This is a genomic window from Pseudomonas sp. NPDC089396 (genome assembly GCF_044749545.1).
Classification (GTDB): Bacteria; Pseudomonadota; Gammaproteobacteria; order Pseudomonadales; family Pseudomonadaceae; genus Aquipseudomonas.
The window spans coordinates 507,157-531,885 of record NZ_JBIVIC010000002.1 but is presented as its reverse complement, the minus strand read 5'-3'; the positions used below and the strand labels follow the sequence as shown (position 1 = coordinate 531,885).

Annotated in this window: 21 protein-coding genes; 1 reads left to right on the top strand and 20 read right to left on the bottom strand. The window is 62.7% G+C overall.

From position 1 onward, the window contains the following. Positions 1 to 20: 20 nt before the first annotated feature. From surE to ACIPZB_RS05400, 5 genes are all read right to left on the bottom strand, one after another. The gene (surE, locus tag ACIPZB_RS05420; protein ID WP_008099650.1) at positions 21 to 770 is read right to left on the bottom strand and encodes a 5'/3'-nucleotidase SurE; all 750 of its coding nucleotides are present in this window, start codon (positions 768 to 770) and stop codon (positions 21 to 23) included. Further along, the gene (gene truD, locus ACIPZB_RS05415) at positions 758 to 1,816 is read right to left on the bottom strand and encodes a tRNA pseudouridine(13) synthase TruD (RefSeq protein WP_400639280.1); all 1,059 of its coding nucleotides are present in this window, start codon (positions 1,814 to 1,816) and stop codon (positions 758 to 760) included. Before truD ends, surE begins: the two co-directional genes overlap by 13 nt. Further along, positions 1,813 to 2,286, bottom strand: a complete 474-nt coding sequence (gene ispF / locus ACIPZB_RS05410) for a 2-C-methyl-D-erythritol 2,4-cyclodiphosphate synthase (RefSeq protein ID WP_400639279.1) — start codon at positions 2,284 to 2,286, stop codon at positions 1,813 to 1,815. Before ispF ends, truD begins: the two co-directional genes overlap by 4 nt. 109 nt (positions 2,287 to 2,395) lie before the next feature. After that, positions 2,396 to 3,250, bottom strand: a complete 855-nt coding sequence (gene fghA, locus ACIPZB_RS05405; RefSeq protein ID WP_400639278.1) for an S-formylglutathione hydrolase — start codon at positions 3,248 to 3,250, stop codon at positions 2,396 to 2,398. 8 nt (positions 3,251 to 3,258) lie between these two features. Beyond that, positions 3,259 to 4,371 carry an S-(hydroxymethyl)glutathione dehydrogenase/class III alcohol dehydrogenase gene (locus ACIPZB_RS05400; RefSeq protein ID WP_400639277.1) on the bottom strand — a complete coding sequence of 371 codons (1,113 nt, stop codon included), beginning with the start codon at positions 4,369 to 4,371 and terminating at the stop codon, positions 3,259 to 3,261. Between the two features lie 106 nt (positions 4,372 to 4,477). Between ACIPZB_RS05400 and ACIPZB_RS05395 the strand changes: the two genes are divergently transcribed. Further along, a complete protein-coding gene (locus ACIPZB_RS05395) occupies positions 4,478 to 5,374 on the top strand; it encodes a LysR substrate-binding domain-containing protein (protein ID WP_400639276.1) in 897 nt (298 codons plus the stop codon). Between the two features lie 182 nt (positions 5,375 to 5,556). Here ACIPZB_RS05395 and ispD read toward each other — a convergent pair whose 3' ends face one another. The 15 genes from ispD to rseP all read right to left on the bottom strand — a co-directional run bounded on the left by ispD (position 5,557) and on the right by rseP (position 24,714). Then, on the bottom strand, positions 5,557 to 6,264 hold the full coding sequence (gene ispD, locus ACIPZB_RS05390; RefSeq protein ID WP_400639275.1) for a 2-C-methyl-D-erythritol 4-phosphate cytidylyltransferase: 708 nt from the start codon (positions 6,262 to 6,264) through the stop codon (positions 5,557 to 5,559). Further along, entirely contained in the window at positions 6,261 to 6,542 is a 282-nt protein-coding gene (gene ftsB / locus ACIPZB_RS05385) for a cell division protein FtsB (RefSeq protein ID WP_008099637.1), read from the bottom strand. Before ftsB ends, ispD begins: the two co-directional genes overlap by 4 nt. Before the next feature lie 162 nt (positions 6,543 to 6,704). Then, on the bottom strand, positions 6,705 to 7,994 hold the full coding sequence (gene eno / locus ACIPZB_RS05380; RefSeq protein ID WP_008099635.1) for a phosphopyruvate hydratase: 1,290 nt from the start codon (positions 7,992 to 7,994) through the stop codon (positions 6,705 to 6,707). A gap of 196 nt (positions 7,995 to 8,190) precedes the next feature. Further along, the gene (locus ACIPZB_RS05375; protein ID WP_008099634.1) at positions 8,191 to 9,819 is read right to left on the bottom strand and encodes a CTP synthase; all 1,629 of its coding nucleotides are present in this window, start codon (positions 9,817 to 9,819) and stop codon (positions 8,191 to 8,193) included. Between the two features lie 269 nt (positions 9,820 to 10,088). Then, positions 10,089 to 11,369, bottom strand: coding sequence for a tRNA lysidine(34) synthetase TilS (tilS, locus tag ACIPZB_RS05370; RefSeq protein WP_400639273.1), 1,281 nt, complete (start codon positions 11,367 to 11,369; stop codon positions 10,089 to 10,091). A 130-nt stretch (positions 11,370 to 11,499) separates the two neighbouring features. Continuing rightward, positions 11,500 to 12,447, bottom strand: a complete 948-nt coding sequence (locus ACIPZB_RS05365) for an acetyl-CoA carboxylase carboxyltransferase subunit alpha (protein WP_400639272.1) — start codon at positions 12,445 to 12,447, stop codon at positions 11,500 to 11,502. Positions 12,448 to 12,552: 105 nt separating this feature from the next. After that, the gene (dnaE, locus tag ACIPZB_RS05360) at positions 12,553 to 16,077 is read right to left on the bottom strand and encodes a DNA polymerase III subunit alpha (protein ID WP_400639271.1); all 3,525 of its coding nucleotides are present in this window, start codon (positions 16,075 to 16,077) and stop codon (positions 12,553 to 12,555) included. Positions 16,078 to 16,255: 178 nt separating this feature from the next. Further along, positions 16,256 to 16,879 (bottom strand): ribonuclease HII, encoded by a 624-nt coding sequence (rnhB, locus tag ACIPZB_RS05355; RefSeq protein WP_008094890.1) that lies wholly within the window; start codon positions 16,877 to 16,879, stop codon positions 16,256 to 16,258. Position 16,880: 1 nt separating this feature from the next. After that, positions 16,881 to 18,008 (bottom strand): lipid-A-disaccharide synthase, encoded by a 1,128-nt coding sequence (lpxB, locus tag ACIPZB_RS05350; RefSeq protein ID WP_008094891.1) that lies wholly within the window; start codon positions 18,006 to 18,008, stop codon positions 16,881 to 16,883. Position 18,009: 1 nt separating this feature from the next. After that, positions 18,010 to 18,786 carry an acyl-ACP--UDP-N-acetylglucosamine O-acyltransferase gene (lpxA, locus tag ACIPZB_RS05345; RefSeq protein ID WP_008094892.1) on the bottom strand — a complete coding sequence of 259 codons (777 nt, stop codon included), beginning with the start codon at positions 18,784 to 18,786 and terminating at the stop codon, positions 18,010 to 18,012. After that, positions 18,783 to 19,223 (bottom strand): 3-hydroxyacyl-ACP dehydratase FabZ, encoded by a 441-nt coding sequence (fabZ, locus tag ACIPZB_RS05340; RefSeq protein ID WP_008094893.1) that lies wholly within the window; start codon positions 19,221 to 19,223, stop codon positions 18,783 to 18,785. The genes lpxA and fabZ overlap by 4 nt, the downstream gene beginning before the upstream one ends. A gap of 114 nt (positions 19,224 to 19,337) precedes the next feature. Further along, complete coding sequence (gene lpxD, locus ACIPZB_RS05335; RefSeq protein WP_400639269.1) at positions 19,338 to 20,393, bottom strand: UDP-3-O-(3-hydroxymyristoyl)glucosamine N-acyltransferase; 1,056 nt, start codon at positions 20,391 to 20,393, stop codon at positions 19,338 to 19,340. Position 20,394: 1 nt separating this feature from the next. Further along, on the bottom strand, positions 20,395 to 20,898 hold the full coding sequence (locus ACIPZB_RS05330) for an OmpH family outer membrane protein (protein ID WP_008094900.1): 504 nt from the start codon (positions 20,896 to 20,898) through the stop codon (positions 20,395 to 20,397). Between the two features lie 44 nt (positions 20,899 to 20,942). Further along, entirely contained in the window at positions 20,943 to 23,291 is a 2,349-nt protein-coding gene (gene bamA, locus ACIPZB_RS05325) for an outer membrane protein assembly factor BamA (RefSeq protein WP_400639267.1), read from the bottom strand. A 70-nt stretch (positions 23,292 to 23,361) separates the two neighbouring features. Further along, entirely contained in the window at positions 23,362 to 24,714 is a 1,353-nt protein-coding gene (gene rseP, locus ACIPZB_RS05320) for an RIP metalloprotease RseP (RefSeq protein ID WP_400639266.1), read from the bottom strand. Positions 24,715 to 24,729 lie beyond the last annotated feature (15 nt).

Here is a 24,729-nt window from a genome sequence, read left to right as displayed (position 1 = left end):
CAGATCGTCCTGTTCACGCATCAGAGCAGGCCCTCCAGCCAACCGTGGAGCTGCTCGAAGGCATCATTGAAGGTGCGGTCCAGCTGCAACGGGGTAATAGACACGTAACCTTGCATCACTGCGTGGAAGTCGGTGCCAGGCCCGCCATCCTCGGCATCGCCGGCCACCGCAATCCAGTATCCCTCTTTGCCACGCGGGTTGACCACTTTTGTCGGAGCCGCCGCCCGCGCCCGATGACCGAGGCGGGTGAGCTGGATGCCACGGATGTGTTCCAGCGGCAGGTTGGGGATGTTGACGTTGAGCACGGTGCGCGGGGGCAGCTCCAGGCGCGACTGCGCTTCCACCAGGCGGCGGGCGATGAAGGCCGCGGTCGGCAGGTTGTCGGGCAAGCGCGACAACAGCGAGAACGCCAGCGACGTGCCCCCCAGGAAGCGTCCTTCCAGTGCGGCGGCGACCGTGCCGGAATAAATCACGTCATCACCCAGGTTGGCGCCCAGGTTGATACCCGAAACGACCATGTCCGGAGGTTCAGGCAACAAGCCGTTCAACCCCAGGTGCACGCAATCGGTGGGCGTGCCATTGAGGCTGATAAAGCCGTTGGCCAAGGTCTGCGGGTGCAGCGGCCGGTCCAGCGTCAGCGAACTGCCGGCGCCGCTCTTGTCTTGATCTGGGGCGATCACCACGCACTCGGCATAATCCGCCAGCGCACCATGAAGTGCGGCGAGGCCGGGTGCGGTAACACCGTCGTCATTCGAAATTAGAATACGCATGGGCTGTCCGTCTGCCCTGCCGGCACCAGATCGACGAGTTCGCGCACCACCACGGTGGCGAAGCATCCGGCCGGAAGGACGAATTCCAGTTGCAGGATATCAGGCTCGGGATAATGCCACGTCAAGCCGCCAATAGGGAGCCGCAGGATTCGCCGTTCGTGACTCATGCCTGCATTGGCCAGCCATTGGCAAAGGCCCGGGTGCTGCGCGGCGATCGCCGACTCCAACGTGCCGGTGGCACCGGCCGCAGGCGAAGGCCCTTCGCCCCACAAGACGCCGGTCGGATGCAAGTCGAGAATGGCCAGACGCGGGTCGGAGCATTCCTCTTCACCTGCCGGAAAGAAACTGCGGCTGTCGGTGAACGCCAACAGGTCGCCGACCTGGGCGCGCTGCCAGCTGCCATCGGCAACACGCGCCGCCAGCACCTGGTTGAACAGATAACTGCGCGCCGCCGAGAGCAGGCGCGAACGCACGTTGCGCTGCTCTGGCAGGGCCTTGCGCGCCGCCCAGTCCTGGGCATCGTGAACGTTGCCGCCGCCGTGGCCGAACCGCTGGCTACCGAAGTAGTTGGGTACGCCGTGTTGCTTGAGCCATTCCAGCCGAGCATCCAGCGCCGGGTGATCAGCCGCCAACGCGGTCAGGCGCAGGGTGAAGCCGTTCGCCGAATGGGCCCCGCGTTGCAGTTTGCGCTGGTGGCGCACCTGCTTGAGTACGCGCAGGGTGTCGTCTTCGGCACGCGACAGATCGGGGTCGGCCTTGCCTGGCAGGTGCAGGCTGAACCACTGGCGGGTCAGGGCCTGGCGGTCCTTGAGGCCGGCATAGCTGATGGCGCGCGCCGGCACACCTGCAGCACGCGCCAGACGACGGGCTGCTTCTTCGGTGTTGAGGTCGCGCTTCTCGACCCACAGCCACAGGTGCTCGCCCTGGCCGGACAATGGAATGTCCAGCACTTCGTCGACCTGGAAGTCTTCCGCCACCGCCTTGAGCACAGCGGTGCCCAGTGATTCGCCCGATGCGCGCGGGCCCAGCAGATCCAGTTCGGTCATGCTGGCAGCAGCAGGGCGACCGCATGCACGGCGATGCCCTCCTCGCGACCGGTGAAGCCGAGTTTTTCGGTGGTGGTCGCCTTGACGTTGACCTGGTCGAGCGCGACCTGCAGGTCTTCGGCGATCAGTTGGCGCATGGTTTCGATATGCGGGGCCATTTTCGGCGCCTGGGCAACGATGGTGGCGTCGACGTTGCCGACCTTCCAGCCCTTGGCCAGGACGATGCCGACCACGTGGCGCAGCAGCACGCGGCTGTCGGCGCCCTTGAACTGCGGATCGGTGTCGGGAAAGTGCTTGCCGATGTCACCCAGCGCCGCAGCGCCAAGCAAGGCATCGCTCAGGGCGTGCAGCAGCACGTCGCCGTCGGAATGGGCCAGGAGGCCGTATTTGTGGGGGATACGTACCCCTCCCAGGGTAATGAAATCACCGTCGCAGAAACGGTGCACATCGTAGCCGTGGCCAATACGCATAGAAAAACGCCCTGATAGAGTCAGGGCGTGATTCTACCTGCTTTATGCGGTATTGGGGCTGCTTCGCAGCCCCATCGCCGGCAAGCCGGCTCCCACGCCGAGCGAGGCGTTACAGGCGGCCCAGTGCCATCGCGTGATGGCGCAAATGCTCATCGATGAAGCTGGCGATGAAGTAATAGCTGTGGTCGTAGCCAGGCTGCAGGCGCAGGGTCAGTTCATGCCCGCCTTTGCGTGCCGCCTGCTCCAGCGTTTCAGGCTTGAGCTGCTTCTCCAGGAAATCATCACGATCACCCTGGTCCACCAGCATCGGCGGGCACTCGCCCGCCGGGGTTTCGGCCAGCAGCATACTGGCATCCCACTCGCGCCAGCGGGCACGGTCCTCACCCAGGTAACGGCTGAAGGCCTTCTCGCCCCACGGGCAGTCCATCGGGTTGCTGATCGGCGAAAACGCCGACACCGAGCGGTAGCGCCCCGGGTTGCGCAAGGCGCACACCAATGCGCCGTGCCCACCCATGGAGTGGCCACTGATACTGCGCTGATCAGAGGCCGGGAAGTGCGCCTCGATCAGCGCCGGCAGCTCCTGCACCACATAATCGTGCATGCGGTAGTGCTGCGCCCAGGGTTGCTGGGTGGCGTTGAGGTAGAAGCCCGCCCCCAGGCCAAAGTCCCAGGCACCGTCCGGGTCGCCCGGCACCTGCTCGCCACGCGGGCTGGTGTCCGGGGCGACGATGATCAGGCCAAGCTCGGCAGCCAGGCGCTGGGCACCGGCCTTCTGCATGAAGTTCTCGTCGGTACAGGTCAGGCCGCTTAGCCAGTACAGCACCGGCAGCTTCTCGCCCTGCTCGGCCTGCGGTGGCAGATAGACGGCGAATACCATGTCGCAACCCAGCACCTTGGAGTGATGCCGGTAACGCTTGTGCCAGCCGCCGAAGCTCTTCTGGCAGGAAATGTTATCCAGGCTCATGACGGACCTCAGAAGTGAATCACGCTGCGGATGCTCTTGCCTTCGTGCATCAGGTCGAAGGCTTTGTTGATGTCTTCCAGGCCCATGGTATGGGTGATGAAGGTATCCAGTGGAATCTCGCCTTTCTCGGACATCTCCACGTAGCTTGGCAGTTCGCTGCGGCCGCGCACGCCACCGAAGGCCGAACCGCGCCAGACGCGCCCGGTCACCAGCTGGAATGGACGTGTGGCGATTTCCTGGCCGGCACCGGCCACGCCGATGATCACCGACTCGCCCCAGCCCTTGTGGCAGCATTCCAGGGCCGCGCGCATCAGTTGCACGTTGCCGATACATTCGAAGGAGAAGTCCACGCCGCCGTCGGTGAGGTCGACGATCACTTCCTGGATCGGGCGGTCGTAGTCTTTCGGGTTGATGCAGTCGGTAGCGCCCAGCTGGCGGGCGATTTCGAACTTGGCCGGGTTGATGTCGATGGCAATGATGCGCGAGGCCTTGGCCTTGACCGCGCCGATCACTGCCGACAGGCCGATGCCACCCAGGCCGAAGATGGCCACGGTGTCACCGGGCTGGACCTTGGCGGTATTGAGCACCGCACCGATACCGGTGGTGACGCCGCAGCCGAGCAGGCAGACCTTCTCCAGCGGAGCTTCCTTCTGGATCTTGGCCACGGAAATTTCCGGCAGCACGGTGTACTCGGAGAAGGTCGAGGTGCCCATGTAGTGGAACAGCTGCTGTCCCTTGTAGGAAAACCGCGTGGTGCCATCCGGCATCAGGCCCTTGCCTTGAGTGGCACGAATGGCCTGGCACAGGTTGGTCTTGCCCGAGCGGCAGAACTTGCACTGGCCGCATTCGGGGGTATACAGCGGGATCACATGGTCGCCAACGGCCACCGAGGTGACACCCTCACCCACTGCCTCGACGATCGCGCCACCCTCATGGCCGAGGATCGACGGGAAGATACCTTCAGGGTCGGCACCGGACAGGGTGTAGGCATCGGTATGGCAGACACCACTGGCCACCACGCGCAGCAGCACTTCGCCAGCCTTGGGCATGGCCACGTCCACTTCGACGATTTCCAGGGGTTTCTTGGCCTCGAAGGCAACGGCAGCACGGGACTTGATCATGGGGATCTCCAGGCAGAGGTTCGGTTCAGTCTTGCAGTGTAATTGATGCTCATTTGATGAATAATCCAGGCAAAGACAAAACATTATTGCCATTCAGGGATAATCGATGAGCAGTCGCTGGGAAGGGATCGACGAATTCGTCGCCGTGGCCGAGTCTGGCCAGTTCACTGCGGCAGCCGAGCGCCTGGGCGTGTCGTCGTCGCATATCAGCCGGCAGATCGCCCGGCTGGAAGAACGCCTGCAGACGCGATTGCTGTACCGCAGCACCCGACGCGTGACCTTGAGCGAAGCCGGGCAGACGTTCCTGCAACATTGCCAGCGCCTGCAGGATGGGCGCGAGGAGGCATTGCGGGCCATGGGTGACCTCGCCAGCGAGCCCAAGGGGTTGCTGCGCATGACCTGCGCGGTGGCCTACGGCGAGCGTTTCATCGTGCCGTTGGTGACCCGCTTCATGGCGCTGTATCCGCAGTTGCGGGTCGAGGTTGAGCTGAGCAATCGCACCTTGGACCTGCTGCACGAAGGCATGGACCTGGCCATCCGCCTGGGCCGGCTCGCCGACTCTCGGCTGGTGGCTACCCGCCTGGCACCACGGCGCATGTACCTGTGCGCCTCACCTGGCTATCTCGAACGGTACGGCAGGCCGCACAGCCTGTCGGAACTGGCCCGGCACAACTGCCTGGTGGGGAGTTCCGACCTGTGGGCACTGCAGCAGGATGGCCGCGAAATCAGTCAGCGGGTACAGGGCAACTGGCGCTGCAACAGCGGGCAGGCGGTGCTGGATGCGGCGCTATTGGGCATGGGGTTGTGCCAGTTGCCGGACTACTACGTGCTGGAGCATCTGAACAGCGGTGCGCTGGTGTCGCTGCTGGAGGCGCATCAACCGCCGAATACGGCGGTGTGGGCGTTGTATCCGCAGCAACGGCATCTGTCGCCGAAGGTTCGGCGGCTGGTGGACTATCTGAAGGAGGGGTTGGCGGGGTTGCCGGAGTATCGGGGGGCTTGATCGCCTGCTGGGGCCGCTTTGCGGCCCAATCGCCGGCAAGCCGGCTCCCACAGGGATCGCGCAGGCCTCGGGATATTGAGTAAGACAGTTGCTCCCACAGGGTCAGCACAGGCTTGAGGGCAGCGCTGTACCTGTGGGAGCCGGCTTGCCGGCGATTGGGCCGCGAAGCGGACCCGAGGCCCTCAGCGACGCCCGGCCCAACGCTGGCGCAACCACTCCAGGTCTTCCGGCCGGGTCACCTTGATGTTGTCGCTGCGCCCTTCGATCAGCCGCGGCGCCTGGCCGGACCATTCGATGGCGGACGCTTCATCGGTCACCACCACATCGGACACCAGACACTCGGCCAGCGCCCTGTGCAAGGCACCCAGGCGGAACATCTGCGGCGTATACGCCTGCCAGATGGTGCTGCGGTCGACGGTAACACTGACCCGGCCTTTGGTGTCCGCGCGCTTGAGCGTATCGCGCGCGGGAACTGCCAGCAGTCCACCTACCGGATCATCAGCCAATTCCGACAACAAACGGTCCAGGTCCGTGCGCGCCAGGTTCGGCCGCGCCGCATCGTGCACCAACACCCAGTCGCCGTCTGCGGCCCCTTGGGCATGCAGCAACAGCAAGGCATTGAGCACCGAGTCGGCACGCTCGCGCCCACCCGGCGCGCGCTGGATGCGCGGGTCGCTGGCACAGGGCAAGCCAGGCCAGTAAGGGTCGTCTTCAGCAATGCTGACCACCACGCCCTTGAGCGCGGGGTGGCCGAGAAAACAGTCGAGACTGTGCTCGAGAAGGGTCTGCCCCGCCAGTTGCAGGTATTGCTTGGGGCGGTCGGCAGCCATGCGAGCACCTACGCCCGCGGCAGGAATCACGGCCCAGAAGGCCGGTAGCAGTTCATTCATTTTTGCGGCAGCTGGAAGAGGGTTTCGCCCTCTTTGACCATTCCCAATTCATGACGAGCCCGTTCTTCCACGGTCTCCATACCTTTCTTGAGCTCCAGCACCTCGGCGTCGAGCACGCGGTTACGCTCCAGCAGCCGCTCGTTCTCGGCATGCTGCTCGTCGATCTGCTGCTTGAGCTCGGTCACTTGCGCCAGGCTGCCATTACCCACCCAAAGGCGGTACTGCAGGCCACCGAGCAGCAGGAGCAGGACAAGGAACAACCAATAGGGACTGCGCATCAAGGTATCCAGGTTAAAAAGACCACCGCATCGGGGCAAGTCTCAAATAGCACAAAGCCTGGCCGAGGCCAGGCTTCGTAGACAGAAACCCGCTTGAAGCGTCGGAAATTTCAGCACGAAAGTTCCGACAGCCTCGGCTGCTGTCTTTTTACCATCTCTTGCTTAGCCGCGAAACTCGGCACGACCACGGTAAACCGCTTTGGCACCCAGTTGCTCTTCGATGCGCAGCAGCTGGTTGTACTTGGAAACGCGGTCGGAACGGCACAGCGAGCCAGTCTTGATCTGGCCAGCAGCGGTACCTACGGCCAGGTCGGCGATGGTCGAGTCTTCGGTTTCACCGGAACGGTGCGAAATCACCGCGGTGTAGCCAGCAGCCTTGGCCATCTGGATGGCTTCCAGGGTTTCGGTCAGCGAACCGATCTGGTTGAACTTGATCAGGATCGAGTTACCGATGCCCTTCTCGATGCCTTCCTTGAGGATCTTGGTGTTGGTCACGAACAGGTCGTCACCGACCAGCTGGACCTTCTCGCCGATCTTGTCGGTCAGGATTTTCCAGCCAGCCCAGTCGGACTCGTCCAGGCCATCTTCGATCGAGATGATCGGGAAGCGCTCGGTCAGGCCTTTCAGGTACTCGGCGAAGCCTTCGGCGTCGAACGACTTGCCTTCACCGGACAGGTTGTACTTGCCATCTTCGTAGAATTCGGAAGCCGCGCAGTCCAGAGCCAGGGTCACGTCGGTGCCCAGCTTGTAGCCGGCTTTCTCGACGGCTTCGGCAATGGCAGCCAGGGCGTCTTCGTTGGAAGCCAGGTTCGGGGCGAAGCCACCTTCGTCACCCACGGCGGTGTTCAGGCCACGAGCCTTCAGCACAGCCTTGAGGTGGTGGAAGATCTCGGTGCCCATGCGCAGGCCATCGGAGAAGGTCTTGGCGCCAACCGGCTGAACCATGAACTCCTGGATGTCGACGTTGTTGTCGGCGTGCTCGCCACCGTTGATGATGTTCATCATCGGAACCGGCATCGAGTACTGGCCAGGGGTGCCGTTGAGGTTGGCGATGTGCGCGTACAGCGGCAGGTCCTGGTCCTGGGCAGCGGCCTTGGCGGCAGCCAGGGAAACGGCCAGGATGGCGTTGGCACCCAGCTTGGCCTTGTTCTCGGTACCGTCCAGTTCGATCATGGCGCGGTCCAGGGCCTTCTGGTCGGAAGGGTCCTTGCCCAGCAGCAGGTCACGGATCGGGCCGTTGATGTTGGCGACTGCCTTCAGCACGCCCTTGCCCAGGTAACGGCTCTTGTCGCCATCACGCAGCTCCAGCGCTTCGCGCGAGCCGGTGGAAGCACCGGACGGCGCGCAAGCGCTGCCGATGATGCCGTTGTCGAGCAGTACATCGGCTTCCACGGTGGGGTTGCCACGCGAATCGAGAACTTCACGACCTTTGATGTCGACGATTTTTGCCATTGTTGTAAGCACTCCAGAATTGACGAAAACAACGCAGCTTTAGGAAATTCTTGCCTTGTGCCAGGCGAATATGCAGCAGGCAAGCCTGGCAGAAGCAGCCCCTGACCGGCGGGTCAGGGGCAGAACGGGCGGTACTTTACCCGAGAAATGAGCTTTGCGCGGTTTCTACCGTCGGAAAACTCATCAAAGCCTGAGGTCAGGCCTTGTTCTTCTGGGCCAGGGCCGCCTTGACGAAGCCGCTGAACAGCGGGTGGCCGTCGCGCGGGGTGGAGGTGAACTCCGGGTGGAACTGGCAGGCAACGAACCATGGGTGATCCTTGGACTCGACCACTTCGACCAGCGCACCGTCTTCGGAACGGCCCGAAACCACCAGGCCAGCGTCGACCAGTTGTGGCAGCAGGTTGTTGTTCACTTCGTAGCGGTGGCGGTGGCGCTCGGTGATCACGTCCTTGCCGTAGCAGTCGTGCACCTTGGAACCGGCAGTCAGCTGGCAGTCCTGCGCACCCAGGCGCATGGTGCCACCCAGGTCGGAAGCTTCGGTACGGGTCTCGACGGCACCGGTGGCATCGGCCCACTCGGTGATCAGGCCGACTACCGGGTGGCCGCCGTTGCGGTCGAACTCGGTGGAGTTGGCGTCTTTCCAGCCCATCACGTTACGGGCGAACTCGATCACGGCCACCTGCATCCCTAAGCAGATACCCAGGTACGGCACCTTGTTCTCACGGGCGTATTGCACCGCGGTGATCTTGCCTTCCACGCCGCGCAGGCCGAAACCGCCCGGTACCAGGATGGCGTCGGCGCCTTCCAGCAGGCTGGTGCCCTGGTTCTCAATGTCTTCCGAGTCGATGTAGCGCAGGTTGACCTTGGTGCGGTTGGTGATGCCGGCGTGGCTCATCGCTTCGATCAGCGACTTGTACGCGTCCAGCAGCTCCATGTACTTGCCGACCATGGCGATGGTCACTTCGTGCTCAGGGTTGAGCTTGGCATCGACCACCTTGTCCCATTCGGACAGGTCGGCGCCATTGCATTGCAGGCCGAAGCGCTCGACGACGAAATCGTCCAGGCCCTGGGCATGCAGCACACCCGGGATCTTGTAGATGGTGTCGACGTCTTCCAGGGAGATGACCGCACGCTCTTCGACGTTGGTGAACAACGCGATCTTGCGGCGCGACGAAGCATCGACCGGGTGGTCGGAACGGCAGATCAGCACGTCAGGCTGCAGGCCGATGGAGCGCAGCTCCTTGACCGAGTGCTGGGTCGGCTTGGTCTTGGTTTCGCCAGCGGTAGCGATGTACGGAACCAGGGTCAGGTGCATCAGCATGGCGCGCTTGGAGCCCACTTCGACACGCAGCTGACGGATCGCCTCGAGGAACGGCTGCGACTCGATGTCGCCCACGGTACCGCCGATTTCCACCAGGGCCACGTCGGCGTCGCCGGCACCCTTGATGATGCGACGCTTGATTTCGTCGGTGATGTGCGGGATGACCTGGATGGTCGCGCCCAGGTAATCACCACGGCGCTCCTTGCGCAGCACGTGCTCGTAGATACGGCCCGTGGTGAAGTTGTTGTTCTGGGTCATGGTGGTGCGGATGAACCGCTCATAGTGGCCCAGGTCAAGGTCGGTCTCGGCGCCGTCGTGGGTGACGAACACCTCACCATGCTGGAACGGGCTCATGGTGCCAGGATCGACGTTGATGTACGGATCCAGCTTGAGCATGGTGACCTTGAGCCCCCGCGCTTCCAGGATGGCCGCCAGGGAAGCCGAGGCAATGCCTTTCCCCAATGAAGAAACAACACCGCCCGTGACGAATATGTAGCGCGTCATGAAAAACCCTAGAAGTCTGCGTTAAGGCGGTTTGCGCCGCCGGAGAAAGCGAAGGAAGGCCGAAGCCCCCGATCACCTGCGTCAATCACAGTGCATCTCGAAAAACTGCCGCGTCTGTACAGACCAGGGGTATCCCCGGCATGGAGCTCGCTCGTCATTTCCAGAATCAGCCCAGCAAAAAACTGCTTGGTAATCGGCAACTGCCGTGTTTCCGAGGAAGCCACAGAAGTTGTATCAAGAAGGGAGGGTAGTCTACCGGAATGTACCCTTCAGCTCAAACCTTGCGCGTTCGTCGGCAGCTGCCAGTGCAGCTGGCAATCCGCCTGCCCGAGCGCAGGCAGGTTGGCCACCGCCAGCAAGCGCTCGCCGCAGTACAGCAATGGCAGGCGCGGGCGCACGAAGTGCGGTACCTGCAGCTCGTTGAGCAGGCGCTTGAGGTCGCGTCGGCCGCGGCCTGGGACGTCCAGCCATTCGCCGCCCTGACGGTAGGCGATATGCAGATCGCCATGGGCATACCCCTGCAGTTGGACACGGCCGTTGCCGGGCAGCGACAAAGGGGTCTCGGGCTGGCCCCAGCACAGCGCCCCAGTGACAGGCTGCAACCAGTCGCCACTCAGCCACCAGATCCGGCCGTGACTGCGCACAAGGTGACCGTCTGTCAGCTGCCACACGGGTCGGGCGTCGACTGCAGCGTCGCGCAGATCTGCCCAGCCGGCCCAGTGACGGGTGTCCGGCAACCGGGTTCGCGGGGCTAGCCAATACTGCAACGCATTGCGCTGGCGCGCAGGCGACAACGCGACAAGCGGCGCAAGGTCGAGGGAGTCCAGCCCTGGCCAGTTATCGGGTGCGCCCTCCCCGGCCACTGCCAGGTCGCCCTCGGCCAGCTCGTCGAGCAACCCCTGCGCTTCGCCCAGGTGTTCGGCACAGCGGGCAAGGTTCTGGCTGGCCTGTGGCCAACGCTGCTGCAGCAGCGGGAACACTTCGCCGCGCAGGAAATTGCGGGCAAAGGTCGTGTCGCTGTTGGAAGGGTCCTCGATCCAGATCAACCCGTGGGCTTGGGCATAGGCGTGCAGCTGTTTGCGTGAGGTCGTCAGCAACGGCCGGACCAGCTTGCCCTGCCCCAGCGGGCGCTGCTCCGGCATCGCGGATAGCCCTCGCAGGCCGGCACCGCGCAAAAGGCGGAAAAGCAGGGTTTCGGCCTGATCTTCGCGATGCTGGCCGGTGAACAGCACCTCGCCGGGGCCGAGAATGCGCTTGAATGCCGCGTAGCGGGCATCGCGGGCCGCTTGCTCAAGACTGGCGCCGGAGGCGACCTGAACGCGGATGACCGTGAGTTCGATGCCCAGCCGTTCACAGACCGCCTTGCAATGGTCTGGCCAGGTATCGGCGGCGGCTTGCAGGCCGTGGTGGACGTGGATGGCGTGCAGCGGAGGGGTTGCGTGACTGCGGGCGTAGTCGGCCAGCAGGTGCAGGAGGACGGTGGAATCGAGGCCGCCGGAGAAGGCGATGTGCCAGGCAGGGGCATTGAGCCAGGGGGTGAGGTTGATCATTGATGCCTCACATGATTTGAAAGTGCTGGAGCCGCTCTGCGCCCCAATCGCCGGCAAGCCGGCTCCCACAGGAGGGAAGTGTGGGAGCCGGCTTGCCGGCGATTGGGGCGCAAAGCGCCCCCAGGCACTATCAGAGGCCGTAGCTCATCAGGCGCTCGTAACGACGGGCCAGCAGCGCGTCGTGGTCGAACTTGCCGAGCATGTCCAGCTGCTCGACCAGGTCGGCACGGATGCTTTCGGACATCTTCGCCGGATCACGGTGGGCGCCGCCCAACGGCTCCTGGATGACCTTGTCGACGATGTTCAGGCTCTTCAGGCGCTCGGCAGTAACACCCATGGCCTCGGCTGCATCAGCCGCACGGTCGGCAGTCTTCCACAGGATCGAGGCGCAGCCTTCCGGCGAGATCACCGAGTAGGTGGAGTACTGCAGCATGTTCAGCTGGTCGCAGACACCGATGGCCAGTGCACCGCCGGAGCCACCTTCACCGATCACGGTGGCGATGATCGGGGTTTTCAGGCGCGCCATGACGCGCAGGTTCCAGGCGATCGCTTCGCTCTGGTTGCGTTCTTCGGCGTCGATGCCCGGGTAGGCGCCCGGGGTGTCGATGAAGGTCAGGATCGGCATCTTGAAGCGCTCGGCCATTTCCATCAGGCGGCAGGCCTTGCGGTAGCCTTCAGGGCGCGGCATGCCGAAGTTGCGGCGAACCTTTTCGCGCACTTCGCGGCCCTTCTGGTGGCCGATGACCATCACCGGTTTGCCATCCAGGCGCGCAGTACCGCCAACGATAGCGGCGTCGTCGGAGAAGTGGCGATCGCCGTGCAGCTCTTCGAACTCGGTGAAGATGTGATCCAGGTAGTCCAGGGTGTAGGGACGACGCGGATGGCGGGCCAGGCGCGCGATCTGCCAGCTGGTCAGGTTGCCGAAGATGCTTTCGGTCAGGGTGTTGCTCTTGTCTTGCAGACGGGCAATTTCATCGCTGATGTTCAGCGAGTTGTCGTTGCCTACCAGGCGCAGCCCTTCAATCTTGGCTTGCAGGTCGGCAATCGGCTGTTCGAAATCGAGAAAATTCGGGTTCATAGTCATCCGTCTTGGGTCTACGGCCAGGCGGCCGGCCGGTTGATCCGTTTGGCGCCTTACCTTAAGGGATCAGGCGCATTCAGGTCGAGATTAAATTTGGTCGGTTCAACGATATTGCAGGAAGACGTTCTCACGCCCGAACTGGTCACGCAGCGCCTGAATCAGGCCATCGGCCGGGTCGATCGACCATTGGTCGCCGAACTGCAGCATGGCCTTGGCGTCGCTGCCTGTGTATTCCAGCGTGATCGGGCATCCGCCGCGGTGACGGGTGATCAGCTCGCCCAGCCAGTTCAGGCGATCGCCCTTGAGGGCGTCATGGGCGACCTTCAGGCGCAGGCTCTCGGCCAGCTTGGTACGGGCATCCTCCATGGTCATCACCTGCTTCACGCGCAGGCGCAGGCCACCGGAGAAGTCGTCATTGCTGACCTCGCCCTCGACGACCACCATTGCATCGTTCTGCAACAGCGCCTGGGCGCCCATGAAGGCATCGGCGAACAGCGACGCTTCGATGCGTCCAGAGCGGTCGTCCAGGGTGACGAAGCCCATCTTGTCGCCCTTCTTGTTCTTCATCACACGCAGCGCAATGATCATCCCGGCGATGGTCTGCGTCTCGCGAGACGGCTTCAGGTCGATGATGCGCTGGCGTGCGAAGCGGCGGATCTCGCCCTCATATTCATCGATCGGATGGCCGGTGAGGTAGACGCCAAGGGTGTCCTTCTCCCCCTTCAGGCGCTCCTTCAGCGTAAGTTCGCGCACCTTGCGATGGTTGGCGTAGACGTCGGAGTCTTCCTCGACGAACAGCCCGCCGAACAGGTCGACGTGACCGCTGTCAGCGGTGCGCGCGGTCTGCTCGGCAGCCTTGATGGCTTCTTCCAGGGCCGACAGCAAAGTGGCGCGATTGACGTCGATACTGGCGTGGTAAGCCTTGATCTCATCATGGAAGTGCGGCCCGAGGCGGTCCAGCGCGCCACTGCGAATCAGTGCATCGAGGGTACGCTTGTTGACGCGCTTGAGGTCGACGCGCTCGCAGAAGTCGAACAGGTCCTTGAATGGCCCGCCCTGGGAGCGCGCTTCGACGATAGCCTCCACCGGGCCTTCACCGACACCCTTGATGGCGCCCAGGCCATAGATGATACGGCCGTCGTCGTTGACCGTGAACTTGAACTCGGAGGCATTCACGTCCGGCGCATCGAGGCGCAGCTTCATGCTGCGCACTTCCTCGATCAGCACCACCACCTTGTCGGTGTTGTGCATGTCCGCCGACAGTACCGCGGCCATGAACGGCGCCGGGTAGTGCGTCTTGAGCCAGGCGGTCTGGTAGGAGACCAGGCCATAAGCAGCCGAGTGGGATTTGTTGAAGCCGTAACCGGCGAACTTTTCCACCAGGTCGAAGATGTTACCGGCCAGGTCCGCTTCGATATTGTTGGCGACACAACCTTCGATGAAACCACCGCGCTGCTTGGCCATCTCCTCGGGCTTTTTCTTGCCCATGGCCCGGCGCAGCATGTCGGCGCCGCCAAGGGTATAGCCGGCCATGACCTGGGCAATCTGCATCACCTGTTCCTGATACAGGATGATGCCGTAGGTCGGAGCCAGCACAGGCTTGAGCCCTTCGTACTGGTAGTCGGAGTGCGGGTAGGCCAGCTCGGCGCGGCCGTGCTTACGGTTGATGAAGTCGTCCACCATGCCCGACTGCAGCGGACCGGGGCGGAACAATGCCACCAGAGCGATAAGGTCTTCCAGGCAGTCGGGCTTGAGCTTCTTGATCAGCTCTTTCATGCCGCGCGATTCGAGCTGGAACACCGCCGTGGTCTCGGCCTTTTGCAACAGCTCGTAGGTCTTGCGGTCATCCAGCGGAATGAAGTCGATGTTGAGGTCGGGCAGGTTGTTCTTGGCCTGCTCGCGGTTGATCGTCTCCATCGCCCACTTGATGATGGTCAGGGTACGCAGGCCGAGGAAGTCGAACTTCACCAGGCCCGCCGCCTCGACATCGTCCTTGTCGAACTGGGTCACCAGGCCGCCGCCCTCTTCATCACAGGCGATCGGCGAGAAGTCGGTGAGCTTGGTCGGGGCGATAACCACACCACCGGCGTGTTTGCCGGTACCCCGGGTGACGCCTTCGAGCTTGAGCGCCATGTCCCAGATTTCGCGGGCATCTTCGTCGCCCTTGAGGAAGTCGCGCAGGATCTCTTCCTGCTCATACGCCTTCTCCAGGGTCATGCCCACTTCGAACGGAATCATCTTCGACAGGCGGTCGGCCAGGCCGTAGGACTTGCCCTGCACCCGCGCCACGTCACGCACCACCGCCTTGGCAGCCATGGTGCCGAAGGTGATGATCTGGCTGACCGCGTTGCGGCCATAGGCTTCGGCCACGTAATCGATCACCCGGTCCCGGCCATCCATGCAGAAGTCGACGTCGAAGTCGGGCATGGATACACGTTCAGGGTTGAGGAATCGCTCGAACAGCAGGTCGTAGGCCAGCGGATCCAGGTCGGTGATCTTCAGCACGTAGGCCACCAGGGAACCCGCACCCGACCCCCGGCCAGGACCGACCGGCACGCCGTTGTTCTTGGCCCACTTGATGAAGTCCATAACGATCAGGAAGTAACCGGGGAAGCCCATCTGGATGATGATGTCCAGCTCGAACTTCAGGCGATCCAGGTAGACCTGTCGCTTCTCTTCGTAATTCGGCGTGGTTTCCTTGGGCCAGAGCACCGCCAGACGCTCTTCCAGGCCTTCGTGGGAAACGTGGCGCAGGTAATCGTCGATGCCCATGCCATTGGGCGTCGGGAAGTCAGGCAGGAAGTACTTGCCCAACTGCACCTGGATGTTGCAGCGCTTGGCGATCTCGACCGTGTTGGCGATGGCGTCGGGCAGGTCGCTGAACAGCTCGGCCATTTCCTCGGCCGATTTCAGGTACTGCTGGTCGCTGTAGCCACGCGGACGGCGCGGGTCGTCGAGGGTCCAGCCTTCGCCGATACAGACACGGGTTTCGTGGGCATCGAAGTCGGACTGCTTGATGAACCGCACGTCGTTGGTCGCCACCAGCGGCGCGCCGAGCTTGTCGGCCAGGGCCACTGCAGCGTGCACGTACTCTTCGTCACCGGCGCGGTTGGTGCGCTGGACTTCGACGTAGAAGCGCTCGGGGAACATGCGCATCCAGTCGCCCAGCAGCGCTTCGGCTTCGCCGTCTCTGCCGGCCATCAGGGCCATGCCGATATCGCCTTCCTTGCCCGCGGAAAGGGCAATCAGGCCCTCGCTGGCCGGGGCGATCCAGTCACGCTGGAGGATAACCAGGCCATTGCGCTGGCCATCGGTCCAGCCCCGCGAAATCAGCTCGGTGAGGTTGCGATAGCCCTTGGGGTTCATCGCCAGGAAGCAGATGCGCGAAAGCGGCGCCTCCGGATCGGCGCCGGCCAGCCACAGGTCGGCACCGGAGATCGGCTTGATACCGGCACCCATGGCAGTCTTGTAGAACTTTACCAGCGAGCACATGTTGCTCTGGTCGGTGATCGCCACCGCCGGCATGTTCATCCCCGCCAGCGCCTTGGCCAGCGGCTTGATCCGCACCAGGCCGTCAACCAGCGAGAATTCGGAGTGGACGCGCAGGTGAACGAAGGGAACCGACATGGATGATCCTGTAGCAGTGCTGAACGACAAGGGCGGGATTGTAGCGTAAATGCGAGGGGGTTTTTGGGCTGCTTTGCAGCCGATCGCCGGCAAGCCGGCTCCCACAATGTCCGCGTCACCGCCAATTCCTGTGGGAGCCGGCTTGCCGGCGATTGGGCCGCAAAGCGGCCCTGATCGACTAGATCAAAGAATCGGTAACGCCTTCACGGGCTTCCCAGGCAGCCCGCACCGGTGCAAAGGAGCGCCGATGAATGGGCGTAGGCCCCAGCCGCGCCAGGGCCTCAAGGTGCACCGGCGTCGGGTAGCCCTTGTGCCCACCGATCCCGTACCCCGGATAGATCAGCTCGAACGCGCTCATCTCCCGGTCACGGGTCACCTTGGCCAGAATCGACGCGGCAGCGATGGCCGGCACCTGGCTATCGCCCTTGATCACCGGCGCGGCCGGCACCGCCAGCTTGGGGCAGCGATTACCGTCGATCAGCGCGAGCTTGGGCGTGACGCTCAACCCTTCCACTGCACGCTGCATGGCCAGCATCGTGGCCTGCAGAATATTCAGCCGGTCGATCTCCTCCACCTCGGCGCGCGCAATGCAAAAGCTCAGGGCTTTTTCGCAAATCTCGTCGAACAGCGCTTCACGCTTGGCTTCGGTCAGCTTCTTCGAATCGTTCAGGCCAAGAATTGGCCGCGCAGGATCAAGAATCACCGCGGCGGTCACCACTGCGCCACACAGCGGGCCACGACCCACTTCATCGACACCGGCGACCAGGTCTTCGACCAGGTTGAAATCCAGTCCTATCTGCATATCAGCGAACCTTGAGCAAAGCCAGCACCGCATCCGCCGCCTGGTTGGAGGCGTCGCGGCGCAGGGTGCGGTGAATCTCGTCGAAGCGTTCGGTCTGTTGGCTGCCATCGACCACCAAGGGGGCCAGGGCCGTGGCCAGGGCTTCACTGGTGGCGGCATCCTGCAGCAGCTCGGGCACCAGTTCGCGCTGGGCGAGCAGGTTCGGCAACGACACGTAGGGGCTTTTTACCAGACGCTTGAGAATCCAGTAGGTCAGCGGGGCGAGGCGGTAGGCCACGACCATCGGCCGCTTGTACAGCAATGCCTCCAGGGTGGCAGTACCGGAAGCGATCAGCACCGCGTCACAGGCAGCCAGCGCCTGATGTGATTGGCCGTCCAGCAAGGTCAGTGGCAAGTCGCGACCTGCGAGCATCTGCTCGACCTGCTCGCGCCGCGCGGCATTGGCACAGGGGAGCACGAAACGCACACCCGGCACCTGCTCGCGCAGCCGCTGGGCCGCATCGAGGAACAACGCGCCCAGCCTGCCGACTTCGCCGCCGCGGCTACCGGGCATCAATGCCACCAGCGGCCCTTCGGCCAGGCCAAGCGCCTGGCGCGCCGCCAGACGGTCGGCATCCAGCGGAATCGTATCGGCCAGGGGGTGGCCGACGAAACGCACGGGCACGCCTTGCTCTTCATAGAAGCGCGCCTCGAAAGGCAGCAAGGTCAGCATCAGATCACAACCCTCACGGATCTTCAGCACGCGCTTCTGCCGCCAGGCCCAGACCGAGGGGCTGACGTAGTGCACGGTCTTGATCCCGACCTGGCGCAACTTCAATTCGATATTGAGGGTGAAATCGGGGGCATCGATACCGATGAACACGTCTGGCTTTTCGGCGATCAGCGTCTGGATCAGTGCTTTGCGCCGCTTGAGCAGCTCGCGCAGGCGCCCGAGCACTTCGACCAGGCCCATGACCGCGAGGCGCTCCATGGGGAAGTACGACTGCAGGCCTTCGGCTTCCATCAGCGGGCCGCCGACACCAATGAATCGCACATCGGGATGGCGCGCCTTGAGGGCGCGCATCAAACCGGAACCGAGAATATCGCCGCTGGCCTCACCCGCGACCAGGGCTACGCAAAGCTGCGCCATATCAGCGGGTGATGCCGCGAGCGGAATTCACGATCGACTGGCGGAACAGGTCGACCTGGGGGTGTTTGCCGGCGAGCTCGTCCAGCTCCTTGATCGCCTCTTCGACGGTCAGACCCTGGCGGTAGACGATCTTGTAAGAGCGGCGAAGCGCGTGGATCACCTCGTCGCTGAAACCGCGTCGACGCATGCCTTCGAAGTTCATGCTGCGCGCTTCTGCGGGGCTACCGAAGACCGTGACAAACGCTGGCACATCCTTGCCGATCGCCGTGCCCATGCCGGAAAACGCATGCGCACCGATGTGGCAGTACTGGTGCACCAGGGTGAAGCCGGACAGGATCGCCCAGTCACCGACATGCACGTGGCCGGCCAAAGCCGTGTTGTTGACCAGGATGCAATGGTTGCCGATCACGCTGTCATGGCCAATGTGGGCATAGGCCATGATCAGGTTGTGGTCACCCAGGGTGGTCTCGTAGCGGTCCTGGACCGTGCCACGGTGGATGGTCACGCCTTCGCGAATCACATTATGGTCGCCGATCACCAATCGCGTCGGTTCACCCTTGTACTTGAGGTCCGGAGTGTCTTCGCCGATCGAGGAAAACTGGTAGATGCGGTTGTGCTTGCCAATCCGCGTCGGCCCCTTGAGCACCACGTGCGGGCCGATAACAGTGCCCTCGCCGATTTCCACGTCGGGGCCGACAATCGACCACGGGCCAACCTCGACACCCGCGGCCAACTTGGCCGAGGGGTCGATGATCGCCCGCGGATCAATCGAACTCATAGGGAGCGTTCCGCGCAGGTGATTTGTGCCGAGCAGACCGGCTTGCCGTCGACCAGGGCGCGGCACTCGAACTTCCAGATCATGCTCTTGCGGCTGAGGAACTTGGCTTCCAGCACCAACTGGTCGCCCGGCAGCACCGGCTGGCGGAAGCGCAGCTTGTCGGAGCCGACGAAGTAGTACAGGGTGCCATCGGCTGGCTTGGCATCAAGCATCTTGAAACCAAGGATACCGGCCGCCTGGGCCATCGCTTCGATGATCAGAACACCCGGCATGATCGGATGCGCCGGGAAATGGCCATTGAAGAACGGCTCGTTGATGCTGACATTCTTGTAGGCACGAATGCTCTGGGCCTCGAAATCCAGATCCGTCACACGATCCACCAGCAGGAACGGGTAACGGTGAGGCAGGTATTCGCGAATCTCGTTGATGTCCATCATTTCGGGGGGAAGCCTGTAATAAGAATAGGGAGCGCAGGTGCTGACCACACGCTCCTTTTGCAAATCCAAAGAGGAGCCAGCTAGCGACTGATCACTCTTGCTCAGGAAATGGTATCAGCCTTCTGATGTCGGCTGGTCACCTGAGGTCACGGTATCGACGCGTTTTTCCAGCTGCTGGAGACGCTTGGCCATGTCGTCCAGTTGTCGGATACGCGCGGCGCTCTTGCGCCAGTCAGCCAGTGGCTGCATGGCAGTGCCGGAAGAATAGGCACCCGGTTCGGTGATCGAACGGGTCACCATGGTCATCCCGGAAACGAATACGTTGTCGCACACATCGATGTGGCCGACCATGCCAACGCCGCCGGCAATGGTGCAGTGCTTGCCGATGCGCGTGCTGCCGGAAATCCCGACGCAAGCGGCCATGGCAGTGTGCTCACCGATCTGTACGTTGTGGGCGATCTGGATCTGGTTGTCGAGCTTGACCCCGTCGGCGATCCGCGTGTCGGACAGCGCACCCCGGTCAACGGCGGTGTTGACGCCGATTTCCACGTCGTCACCGATAGTGACGCCGCCGATCTGGGCGATCTTGCGCCATACGCCTTTCTCGTTGGCGAAGCCGAAGCCCTCGCCGCCGATGACCGCGCCAGACTGAATGACCACACGCTTGCCGATGGTCACGTCGTGATACAACGTCACCCGCGGTGCCAGCCAGCCGCCTTCGCCGACCACGCACCGGGCACCGATCACGCAATGCGCGCCGATGCTCACATTGGCGCCGATGCGCGCACCGCTCTCGATGACCGCGAACGGCCCGATACTGGCACTGGCATCCACCTGGGCGTCCTCGGCGACCACGGCGCTGGGATGAATACCCGCCTCAGCCTTGGGTTTTGGATCGAACAGGTGAGAAATGCGTGCGTAAGCCAGGTACGGGTCGGGCACGATCAGGGCATTGCCGGCAAAGCCTTCAGCGTCCGCAGCCTTGAGCAACACTGCAGCTGCCTGGCTGTTGTCCAGGTATTTGCGGTATTGCGGGTTGGCAAGGAAGCTCAATTGACCGGGGCCAGCCTCTTGCAAGGTGGCCAGGCCGGTAATCTGCAGCGCCTCAGGGCCTTGGAGTGTGGCCCCGAGGGCCTCGGCCAGCTGGCCGAGCGTCATGGTCACGGTCATATCAACGGGCTTGGTTCATGCGCTCGATGACTTGGCGGGTGATGTCGTACTGAGGCTTGACATCGATGACCGCGCCACGCTCGAGAACCAGGTCGTAACCGCCCTTCTTGATCACTTCCTCGACGGCGCCATCGAGCTTGGGCTTCAGTTGCTTGAGCATGTCGCGGTCGGCAACGGCCTTGGCTTCGTTCAGCTCCTTGGACTGGAACTGGAAGTCACGGGCTTTCTGCTTGAACTCAAGCTCCAGACGCTCGCGCTCCGGCTGCGCCATCTTGTCGCCGCCTTTGATCAAACGGTCCTGGATGCCTTTGGCGCTGCTTTCCAGGCTCTTGAGCTTGGTCAGCTGCGGGCCGAACTTCTTCTCGGCATCAACCGCGTACTTCTTGGCGGCATCGGATTCGAGCAGGGCCATCTGATAGTTCAGGACGGCAACCTTCATTTCGGCGAAAGCCGGGGTGGCGACCAGCGCCGCGGCCAATACGGCCAGTTGAGTCAACTTACGCACGATGCACTCCTGGATAAACCGTTGTCGTTAAGCTAGGGCCGACCTTAGAAGGTCTGGCCCAGAGAGAATTGGAACACCTGGGTATCGGCATCGTCCGGCTTCTTCACCGGCATTGCCAGGCTGAAGCTCAACGGGCCCAGGGCCGTGATCCAGGTGACGCCCAGGCCGACCGAACTGGCCATGCCCGAGAAACCGACCTTTTCGCAATCCGGCTTGCTACCGCAATTGCTGTCGAACACGTTACCCACGTCCCAGAACACGGAAGTGCGCAGCGAACGCTGGTCCTTGACGAACGGCAGCGGGAACAGCAACTCGACACCACCTTGCACCAGCACGTTGCCACCGAACGGCAGCGGATCTTGATCCGGGTCGGCGATGGTGCCTGGGTTCTTGCCGGTACTTGGCGTACTGCGTGGGCCCAGGCTGCTGTCCTTGAAGCCACGGACAGAGTTGAAACCACCAGCATAGTAGTTCTCGTAGAACGGCAGGCCGGAAGTGCCACCGTAACCATCGCCATAACCGAGTTCGGTGTGCAGGCGCAGGGTGTAATTGTTGGTGATTGGCTTGAACAGCTGGCCGCGGTAGTCGAGCTTGTAGAACGACAGGTCGCTGCCAGGGATGGTCGATTCCAGGGTCAGGCTCTGGGAGTGACCACGGGTCGCCAGCACGCCCTTGTTCAGGGTCGATTCGGACCAGCCGATCGAGGCCTTGAAGTTGAGGAAGTTGTCACCCTCTTCCTCGAGGAAGTCGAAGATCTCGTCGACGGTGTATTGGCCGGTCTTGATCTTGTCCTGCTGCACGCTCAGGCCGTAGGTCAGGCGCGAGGTTTCGCTGATCGGGTAACCCAGGCTGATACCTGCGCCATAGCTGTCGACCGCGTAGCTGGCCACATCGACATCGAGGTCATCGTAGTCGGTGCTGCGGTAGAAGGCGTTGTAACCCAGGCTCACACCGTCGGCGGTGAAGTAGGGATCAACGAAGCCGAAGTTGTAGCGGGTCTGGTATTCGGAACGGGTCAGGCCGATGGAGACCTTGTTACCGGTACCCAGGAAGTTGGTCTGGCTGATCGAGCCACCGAGGATCAGGCCGGCGTCCTGGGCGAAGCCCACGCTGGCGGTGATCGAGCCGGAAGCCTGCTCTTCGACGCTGTAGTTGACGTCGACCTGGTCGTCGGTGCCTGGCACCGCCGGCGTTTCGACGTTGACTTCCTTGAAGAAGCCCAGGCGCTCGAGACGGGTCTTGGACTGGTCGATCAGGTAGGTCGAAGCCCAGCCGCCTTCCATCTGACGCATTTCACGGCGCAGGACTTCGTCTTCGGTCTTGGTGTTGCCGCGGTAGTTGATGCGGTTGACGTAGGCACGCTTGCCCGGGTCGACCACGAACATGATGTCGACAGTGTGGTCCTGGTCGTTCGGCTGTGGCACGCCGTTGACGTTGGCGAAGGTGTAGCCTTCGTTGCCCAGGCGGCGGGTAATCAGTTCGGAGGTGGTGGTCATCACCTTGCGCGAGAACACCTGGCCCGGTTGCACCAGCAGCAGCGACTTGACCTGATCTTCCGGCACCTTGAGGTCACCGGAAAGCTTCACGTCACGGACGGTGTACTTCTCGCCTTCGTTGACGTTGACGGTGATGTAGACGTGCTTCTTGTCCGGGGTGATCGACACCTGGGTGGAAGCGATGTCCATGTTGATATAGCCGCGGTCCAGGTAGTAGGAACGCAGGCGCTCCAGGTCACCGGAGAGCTTCTCGCGGGCATACTTGTCGTCGTTCTTGAAGAACGAAAGCCAGTTGGTGGTCTTCAGCTCGAACAGCTGCGACAGCTCCTCATCGTCGAACACGGTGTTGCCGACGATGTTGATGTGCTGGATAGCAGCGACCGTGCCTTCGTTGATCTTGATCTTCAGCGCCACCCGGTTGCGCGGCTGCGGCACGACTTCGGCGTCGACCTCGGCCGAGTAGCGGCCCTGAGCCACGTACTGGCGCTGCAGCTCGTTACGCACACCTTCGAGGGTGGCACGCTGGAAGATCTCGCCTTCAGCCAGGCCCGACTGCTTCAGGCCTTTCATCAGGTCTTCGGTGCTGATCGCCTTGTTGCCCTCGATCTCGATGCTCGAAACCGACGGGCGCTCGACCACGTTGATGATCAGGACATTGCCGTCGCGGTTCAGCTGGATGTCCTGGAAGAAGCCGGTCTTGAACAGCGAACGGGTGGATTCCACCAGGCGGCGGTCATCGGCCTGGTCGCCGACGTTGAGCGGCAAGGCACCGAAGACGCTGCCGGCGGATACCCGCTGCAGGCCATTGACACGAATATCGGAGATGGTGAAGGACTCGGCGTGAACTTCAGCGATCATCAGTGCGGAGAGGACCGCAGTTAGCAGCAGACGTTTCATGAAGTCCTTTTATTCCAACTGGCAATAAACAACCTGCCGCAAGTGGCGGCAGGTTCGCAATGCGAAGCTTTTATAGTCGACCCAGATCGTTGATCAGGGCGAGCAACATCACCCCTATGACCAAACTGATACCGATCTGGACCCCCCAACCTTGTACTCGATCCGACAGCGGACGACCGCGCGCCCACTCGACCAGGTAAAACAGCAAATGCCCCCCATCCAGCACAGGAATGGGCAGCAGGTTAAGAACCCCCAGGCTTATGCTCAGGTAGGCCAGGAAATTCAGGAAATCCCCCACGCCGGACTGGGCCGAAGCGCCCGCCACTTTAGCAATGGTTATCGGTCCGCTCAAGTTTTTTACCGAGAGCTCCCCGAACAGCATTTTCTTCAGCGATTCGAGGGTCAGCACGCTCATGTTCCAGGTGCGCGAGAGGCCCTCGCCCACGGCTTCCAAGGGGCCATAGCTGACTTCACGGAGCATGCTGGCGGGCCATTCGGCGCCCTTCACACCCGCTCCGAGGTAGCCACCGGAAGCTTTGCCCTCACCCTTGCGAGCCAGTGTTACCGGGACATCCAGAGCTGCACCGTCGCGCTCGACACGAACCACGACCTTGGCCTCTGGACGCGCACGAACGCTATCGACCACCTGCTGCCAGTCATTCAGGGTCACGCCATCGAGCGTCAGCAGCCTGTCGCCTGTTTTCAGGCCGGCAGCCGCGGCCGGGCCCTTGGGGTCGATCTCGGCCAGCACCGGCGCAATCGCCGGGCGCCAAGGGCGCAACCCCAGGGACTGGATCGGATCGGGCTCGTCTGCTCCCTTGAGCCAGCTGTCGAGCTTTATCTGCAACTGGCGCTCGGCGCTGGCGCCTTCGTCGCGCACACCAACCTGCAAGGTTCCGCTCTCACCCAGGCGGCGAACCAGCTGCAGGTTGACTGCCGACCAACCGCTGGTCGGCTTGCCATCCACAGATACAATTTCCTGGCCGGCCATCAGGCCAGCCGACGCCGCCAGGCTCCCCGACTCGACCGCACCGATCACGGGACGAATCTGCTGGGTACCCAGCATCGCCAGAAGCCAGAAGAACACGATGGCCAAAAGGAAGTTGGCAATCGGACCCGCGGCAACGATGGCAATCCGCTGGCGCACCGACTTGCGATTGAACGACTGGTCGATCAGCGCAGGCGGCACTTCGCCTTCGCGCTCATCGAGCATTTTCACGTAGCCGCCCAGCGGAATCGCCGCCACGACGAACTCCGTGCCGCGCTTGTCATGCCAGCGCAGCAACGGCGTGCCGAAGCCTACGGAAAAGCGCAGTACCTTCACGCCGCAGCGACGGGCCACCCAGAAGTGGCCGAATTCGTGGAAAGTGACCAGTACACCCAGGGCCACCAGGGTGCCGATAATCATGTAGAGCGCAGTCATGTCTATCTCCGAATG